The following is a 6607-nucleotide window of genomic DNA, read 5'->3' as shown; positions in this document are numbered from 1 at the left end:
CCGTTATCACTGAGTATCAGTGTGTTATCGCGCAGCTGTAAGCGGATATCCGCAGGCATTTTCCAGCCGGGGCCGAGAATACCCACCGGCGCGGGCGTTTTTGTCCGGTAACTGCTGTAGGTGCGGGAGAGGATGAACGGCAGCGGTCCGGGCAGGGCAAGGTCGGTTTCGCCGGGAAGGACCTTCGCACCGAGCAGCGGATTGACCGGATGGCCGGACGTCACCCCGCCGGGGCACACCGAACAGGCCACCCCGGTGGGGGCACCAATGCGCACCCCGGCAGAACCCTGGACAATGGGGCCACCATACTGCGTCATGTCGTCCTGACGCGCCGCCGGTTTTCCGCTCATCGTAAAATCCTTTTCTATTATTTTAATGACAGTATCTTCATACGAAAAAGCGAAGAAAAACTTGTGGTCACAATGAATTGAAGATTTTTAGGAATATATTTAGAACGTTACAAAAGAGAAGGTTCGGATAGGGTATTTAGAGAGGAATCAGGTGTGCTAGTGGCCCTTTGTTGATCGTTCACCAAAGGACCCAATAATAGGCTTAATCTTCCTTCGGCAAGCACTGCAAATGCCCGTGCCGCACGCCGCGCTGGGCGATAACGTCATCGGCAAAATGTTGCACGTCGCCCATGTCACCTTTCAACACGGCGATTTCCAGGCAATCGTCGTGATTGATATGTACATGCAGCGTGGCAACAGAGAGATCGTGGTGATGATGCTGGGTGGAGACAATACGGCTGGCTAAGTCGCGTTTTTCGTGTTCATACACATACGACAGCACCGCGAAACCTTGTGTGCCGTGCTGCTGGGTGGCCTCCTGCGCCAGAGCGCTACGCAAAATATCGCGGATAGCTTCGGAACGGTTGTTATAACCACGACGCTGGCTCAGGCTGTCCAGCGTCTCCAGTAAATCGTCATCAAGGGTGATGGTGACTCGTTGCATTGACTTAAACCTTTTCTGTGGCGCGACGGCGCACTGGGAATGCGGGTAATACCGCGTTTTGTAGCACACGTCCGGCGTCAGAGGAAAAGGTTAATTTATCTCCCACCACCTGGGTTTCGACAATTTGCCCGTTATCCATCACCATCACCCGCTGACAGAAGCGCTCCACCAGACGTAAGTCGTGGGTGATAAACAGGCAGGCGGTGCCAAACTGCTGTTGCAGCTTTTTCAGCAGGCGAATGACGCCCGCCTGTAACACGAGATCAAGGTTGGAAACGGCTTCATCCAGAATCAGCAGTTTCGGTTCGACCGCCAGCGCACGTGCCAGGCAGACGCGCTGGAGCTGACCGCCGCTTAACTGCGGTGGGCGTTTGTCGAGCACGCTATCGTCAAGATCGACCGCCTTCAGCATTTCGCTGGCGCGCGCCAGTTGTTCCGATTTTTTCAGCGCCAGCAGGTGGCGCATCGGTTCACGCAGGATCTCGCGCACGGTTTTGCGCGGATTCACGGCGCTGATGGAGTCCTGAAACACCATTTGAATATCACGGCGGAACGCTTTACGTTGCGCGCGATTGAGCTTCGCCAACGGTTCGCCGCGCCAGCTAATATTTCCCTGTGAGGGCGACTCTAACCCGACCAGCAGCCGCGCGAGGGTACTTTTTCCGCAGCCGCTGCGTCCCAGCAGGGCGACGGTTTCACCGCTTTTCAGGGTCAGCGAAACGTTATTGAGCACTGCCTGATGCTGGTGCTTACCGCTGAATCCACCGTGTGCGTACTGGTGTGAAAGGTCGGAGACGTTAAGTAAAGTCATGATGCCAGCTCCATACCATAAAGCGCGAGGTGAGCAGAAACCAGGCTGCGCGTTACCGCATGTTTGGGGGCATTAAACAGCGTTTCGACATCGCCCTGCTCAACAATCTTACCGTGAGACATTACCGCCACATCGTCTGCCAGACGCGCTACCACGCCCATATCATGGGTAACCAGCAGCATTCCCGGCGCTTGTTTTTGCATAATGCTTTCCAGCAGATCCAGAATGCGTGCTTGCGCTACTACATCAAGATCGGTGGTCGGTTCATCGGCGATGATAAACGGTGATTCACATAGCACTGCCATCGCAATCATCATGCGCTGCAACATGCCGCCGCTCATCTCGAACGGGTATAGCTTCAGCACGCGTGCGGCGTTTTCCAGCCCTACCGCTTCTATAGCGGCAATAAGCGTGGCGTCATCGGCGGGTTTCCCCAGTGCCTGGCAAGTTTCCCGCGCGTGCGTGTGCATGGTGTGCAGCGGATTAAAGGCACTGCGCGGGTTCTGCATGATAGTGGCAATTTTGATACCGCGCAGGGCGCAGGGAGAAACCGGTTTGCCATCGGCCAAAATTTCCCCCGCCGTCTGGCGAACGCCAGCGGGCAGAATGCCCAGCGTCGCAGCGCAGGTCAGCGACTTCCCGCTGCCACTACCGCCGACTAACGCCAGCACGCGTCCGCGTTGCAGGGTTAACGATACGCCGTGTACCAGCGGTTGCGCGGCCTGTAGCGCGATATTACGTAGTTCAATCTGTTGCGGCATTAGTGTGCGTGCTCCGTCACCAGATGAGGGTCCAGATGATCGCGCAGTGCGTCACCCACCAGGTTAAAGGCCATCACGCTGATAAACAGCGCCAGTCCCGGCCAGAACATTTGCAGCGGCTGGGTCCAGATATACTGACGTGCATCGTTAATCATCACGCCCCATTCGGCGGTCGGGGCGGTCACGCCGAGACCGAGGAAGGACATCCCCGCGACGTGTAGCATCATATGGCCGATATCCAGCGTCGCCAGCACCAGCAGTGAAGGGATCACCGCGCCCGCCAGATGATCGATAAACACCCGCACATGGCCTGCGCCAGAAAGCCGTGATGCCAGCACAAACTCGCGCTGGCGCAGTGAAATCACCAGACTGCGGACCATGCGCGCGTACCACGCCCAGTGCGAAAGGGCGATGGCGATAATCACGTTGGTCAACCCGGTGCCGAGTACGCCGACCATAAAGAACGACAGAATCGACGTCGGGAAGGTCATAAACATATCCGCCACGCGCATGGTGGCTTGATCAACGCGCCCGCCAATCAGCCCGGCGCTGCCGCCAATAATCAGCCCTAATGTCAGCACCAACAGCAGGCAGGCCATTACCGAGCCAAGCGACACACGGGTCGCCGCCATCAGCCGTGAGAAAATATCGCGTCCTAAGTGATCGGTGCCCAGCCAGTGCTGTGCATCCGGAGAAAGCAGACGCGACGGCAAATCAATGACCTGGGGATCGTATGGCAGCCACCACTGGCTGGTGAGCGCAATCAGTGCCAGCAGGGCGATAATGATGAGCGCCAGGCGTACCGACCAGCGAGAAGAGAGGAAAAAGTTCACGCGTGCGCTCCTTCATGACGACGAATGCGCGGGTCCAGCGCGGCGTTGAGCAAATCGACAATCAAATTACAGACCACAAAAACCACCACCATCATCAGCGTAAAGCACTGGATCACCGGATAGTCACGGTTAAAAATCGCCGACACCGCATAGCGCCCGACGCCCGGCCAGGCAAAGATGTTTTCGATAATCATCGTCCCGCCAATCAGTTCGCCAATGTGCATCCCCACGGCGGTGATCATCGGCAGCGAGGCATTGCGCAGGATATGGCGGCGTTCGGTCTGTTTGTCGTTCAGGCCGCGCAGCCGCGCCCAGGTCACATGACGCTGACCGGCGACGTCCAGCATGCTGGCGCGCAGCAGACGCGCGTTAATCGCCAGCGACATAAAAGCGATGGAAACCGCAGGCAAAATGATATGCTGCCAGCCGCCGTAACCCATCGCGGGCAGCCATTGCAGATACACTGAAAATGCCATCACCAGTAAAAACGCCAACCAGAAGTTAGGCATTGAAACGCCAAGAAACGCGATAAAACGCACGGCGAAATCCGGCAGGCGGTCGCGATGGCGCGCCGCCCAGATGCCGAGCGGCACGGAAGTGAGCAGAATTAATACCAGCGCCGCGCCCGCCAGTTCCAGCGTGGCGGGCAGGAAGGTCAGCATATCGTCCAGCACCGGGCGTTGGCTGGCGAATGAGATACCAAAGTCAAGATGCAGCGCTTTCCACAACCAGGTTCCGTACTGCACGTACAACGGCTGATCCAGCCCCAGCATGGTGCGGGTAGACGCCAGCATTTCCGGCGTCGGCGGCAGGTTAGACAGACGCAGATAATCGAGCGCCGGGTCGCCGGTGCCGAGGCGCAGCATCAGAAAAATGATCACCGAGGCGGCGAGCACCATCGGGATCAGCAGCAGAAAGCGGCGTAATACATAACGCAACATTAAGGTTTCACCGGTTTAATCTGTTCGAACGGGATTTCGGTGGCGATCGGCGCGTAGGGGATGTTACCCAGTTCCGGTTTTGAAACCACCATCATTGAGATATAGCTGATGGGCAGATAAACCGCCTCGTCATGCAGACGGGTCAGAATGTCGCGATACAGTGCCTGACGTTGGGTTTCGTCGTGTGTCGCCAGCACTTCGCCAATCTCTTTATCAATCAGTGGCTTGTCGGCTAAACCTTGCTGTGCCTGGAAGTCAGCGTGCGACGGTACGCGCATTGAACTCAGGAAGGCGTGTGGATCGTATGGCGCGCCCCAGGTACGGTGGAAAATCATGCCAAAACGACCGTCGCGCTGACGAGCATAGATACTGCTCTCTTCTTCGCCGATCAGCGTGACATCCGCGCCAATCTGGCGCATATCAGCCTGAATGATTTCGGCCATTGATTTGCTTAACGCATCGGTGCCGATGAACGACAGTTCAATGCGCAGCGGCTGACCATTTTTCTCGCGGATGTCTTTGCCTGCGGGCAGCGTCCAGCCTGCTTGTTCCAGCAACGCTTTCGCTTTCTGCGGATCGTACTGGCGCGGTTTCAGGCCGAGATTGGCATAGGGCACGGAAGGGGCAAACAGGGTGTCGGCGACCTGCTGGGTGCCATACAACGCGTTATCGATCAGCGATTTTTTGTTTACCGCGTAATTGAGCGCTTCACGTACGGCCAGCTCGTTGGTGGGGGCTTTGGCAGTATTGAGCGCCAGCATCACGGTTTCGATCGGCTGTGACAGTTGGGTGTGGTAAGCCGGGTTCTGGCTAAAGCGGGCGAAGGTATCGAGCGGTAATAGCCCTTCATTACCGTATAGTAGATCGATATCGCCGGTTTCAAACGCTACTGCGCGGGTAGTCGGGTCTGGGATGACGTTAAAAGTGATCTTCTTAATCGCCGGCTTTTCGCCCCAGTAGTTTTCGTTACGGACGAAGACATCGTACTGATTCAGTTTCGATTCCTGCAAAACCCACGGCCCGGTGCCAATCGGCGCTTTAATCCCATTCATGGTTTCATGGTTTTTAAACTGCGAAGGGGCGATAAAGCGGAAAGGACGGGGCAGGGCCAGTTCTTGCAGGAAAGGGTAGTAGGCGCTTTTCAGGGTGATTTGCAGCTCGGTTTTACTGAGAGCTTTGACATCAACAATCTGGTTTGCCAGCTCCAGCCAGGCGTGACGTTGACGGTTGTCGAGCACAGCGCGGAAGTTTTCTGCCGCGGCCTCTGCATCAAACGGTTCACCGTTAGAGAATTTCACATCATCACGCAGGGTGAAGGTCCAGGTTTTGCCATCTTCTGAATGGGTCCAGCTTTTTGCCAGCCACGGGATCACCGAACCGTCTGCCTGATATTTCACCAGTGGTTCATAAACCATGCTCTGGGCGAACATCTGGTTGGGTGTGTAAAGGTGCGGGTTTAGTGGCCCGACATTCACCGGCCAGGCGGTGGTGATTTCATCTGGTGCAGCGGCATGGACGATAAAAGACGCACAAGCCAGCAGCGCAAATAGAGTGCGGCGGAGTGTGGAGAACATGGTAACCCCAATGGATTAAAATAGATGGCGGAAATAAGTATGACGATTTTAAGTATTCGTCATACTGATAACCTGTTCTGGATCAATAGATGGGCAGTCGGATGGGCTGATCAGTTAACTGAATCGATCCATTGCACACTGTCGGCGGTGAGCGTAAAGGGAGTAGGGGTGCAGATCGCCAGACTTAAATTTTCAAGCTGACAATGGCTGACTGACAGCGAGGACTGATAGGTGCTGTCTACGCTGACGATTTGCCAGGCGCTGCCGCCACGTTGTTTAACGATAGCTTCTTTGCGTGTCCAGATGCGCCAGAACATTTCCAGTTGCTGATCTGGATGCACGGCGTCCATCTCGGCATGTTCTCCGAGGCTGAACACTGCGTTCGCCAGCCAGCGCCAGTTGGCACGCGGGCGAATCACTTCGATATCGCAGCCGACTTCGCCTTCATCGCTCAACAGTAGGGCGATATCGTCACCGCTATGGCTTAAGTTGAACCATAGCGGCGTTTCCGATGCGAATGCGGGTTTGCCTTGTTCGCCGTAGATGATCTCCGGTAGCGGGGAAAGCGTGTGTGAAAGCAATGCACGCCCCGCCAGCCAGCGTTCGCGCCGTGGACCTTGCGGTGCTTGCTCGCGTAAAGCCGGTGGCAGTGGAGCTGCGCTTAAGGTCGAAACTTTCCCCAGAACTATCCGATACATATCAGGGCCAACGTTTAATGGAAAATGAAAGTGCG

Annotated in this window: 8 protein-coding genes; all 8 read right to left on the bottom strand. The window is 56.1% G+C overall.

Annotated features, from left to right (window positions below; all coding sequences use genetic code 11):
- The coding region (locus FQZ95_RS08605) for a DUF6531 domain-containing protein (protein ID WP_202384111.1) at positions 1–350 on the bottom strand (350 nt) is incomplete at its 3' end.
- 202 nt (positions 351–552) lie between these two features.
- Positions 553–954: a nickel-responsive transcriptional regulator NikR gene (nikR, locus tag FQZ95_RS08600; RefSeq protein ID WP_001190062.1), complete on the bottom strand. Its 402-nt coding sequence runs from the start codon at positions 952–954 to the stop codon at positions 553–555.
- A gap of 4 nt (positions 955–958) precedes the next feature.
- Positions 959–1765, bottom strand: a complete 807-nt coding sequence (gene nikE / locus FQZ95_RS08595) for a nickel import ATP-binding protein NikE (protein WP_032303969.1) — start codon at positions 1763–1765, stop codon at positions 959–961.
- On the bottom strand, positions 1762–2526 hold the full coding sequence (gene nikD, locus FQZ95_RS08590) for a nickel import ATP-binding protein NikD (RefSeq protein ID WP_103253587.1): 765 nt from the start codon (positions 2524–2526) through the stop codon (positions 1762–1764). Before nikD ends, nikE begins: the two co-directional genes overlap by 4 nt.
- A complete protein-coding gene (nikC, locus tag FQZ95_RS08585) occupies positions 2526–3359 on the bottom strand; it encodes a nickel ABC transporter permease subunit NikC (RefSeq protein ID WP_001008972.1) in 834 nt (277 codons plus the stop codon). The genes nikD and nikC overlap by 1 nt, the downstream gene beginning before the upstream one ends.
- Positions 3356–4300 carry a nickel ABC transporter permease subunit NikB gene (gene nikB / locus FQZ95_RS08580; RefSeq protein WP_000947080.1) on the bottom strand — a complete coding sequence of 315 codons (945 nt, stop codon included), beginning with the start codon at positions 4298–4300 and terminating at the stop codon, positions 3356–3358. The genes nikC and nikB overlap by 4 nt, the downstream gene beginning before the upstream one ends.
- On the bottom strand, positions 4300–5874 hold the full coding sequence (gene nikA / locus FQZ95_RS08575) for a nickel ABC transporter substrate-binding protein (protein ID WP_032172433.1): 1575 nt from the start codon (positions 5872–5874) through the stop codon (positions 4300–4302). The genes nikB and nikA overlap by 1 nt, the downstream gene beginning before the upstream one ends.
- 110 nt (positions 5875–5984) lie before the next feature.
- On the bottom strand, positions 5985–6572 hold the full coding sequence (acpT, locus tag FQZ95_RS08570; RefSeq protein ID WP_088542099.1) for a 4'-phosphopantetheinyl transferase AcpT: 588 nt from the start codon (positions 6570–6572) through the stop codon (positions 5985–5987).
- Between the last annotated feature and the right edge of the window lie 35 nt (positions 6573–6607).

It is taken from the genome of Escherichia sp. HH41S (genome assembly GCF_009820115.1).
Classification (GTDB): domain Bacteria; phylum Pseudomonadota; class Gammaproteobacteria; order Enterobacterales; family Enterobacteriaceae; genus Escherichia; species Escherichia coli_F.
Note: the sequence above shows the minus strand (reverse complement) of the source record. Positions and strands in the feature narration are given on the sequence as shown.

What these genes read in the sequence shown, in the direction of transcription:
- nikR (WP_001190062.1), bottom strand. Translation starts at nt 954, where the DNA reads ATGCAACGAGTCACCATCACCCTTGATGACGATTTACTGGAGACGCTG.
- nikE (WP_032303969.1), bottom strand. Translation starts at nt 1,765, where the DNA reads ATGACTTTACTTAACGTCTCCGACCTTTCACACCAGTACGCACACGGT.
- nikD (WP_103253587.1), bottom strand. Translation starts at nt 2,526, where the DNA reads ATGCCGCAACAGATTGAACTACGTAATATCGCGCTACAGGCCGCGCAA.
- nikB (WP_000947080.1), bottom strand. Translation starts at nt 4,300, where the DNA reads ATGTTGCGTTATGTATTACGCCGCTTTCTGCTGCTGATCCCGATGGTG.
- nikA (WP_032172433.1), bottom strand. Translation starts at nt 5,874, where the DNA reads ATGTTCTCCACACTCCGCCGCACTCTATTTGCGCTGCTGGCTTGTGCG.
- acpT (WP_088542099.1), bottom strand. Translation starts at nt 6,572, where the DNA reads ATGTATCGGATAGTTCTGGGGAAAGTTTCGACCTTAAGCGCAGCTCCA.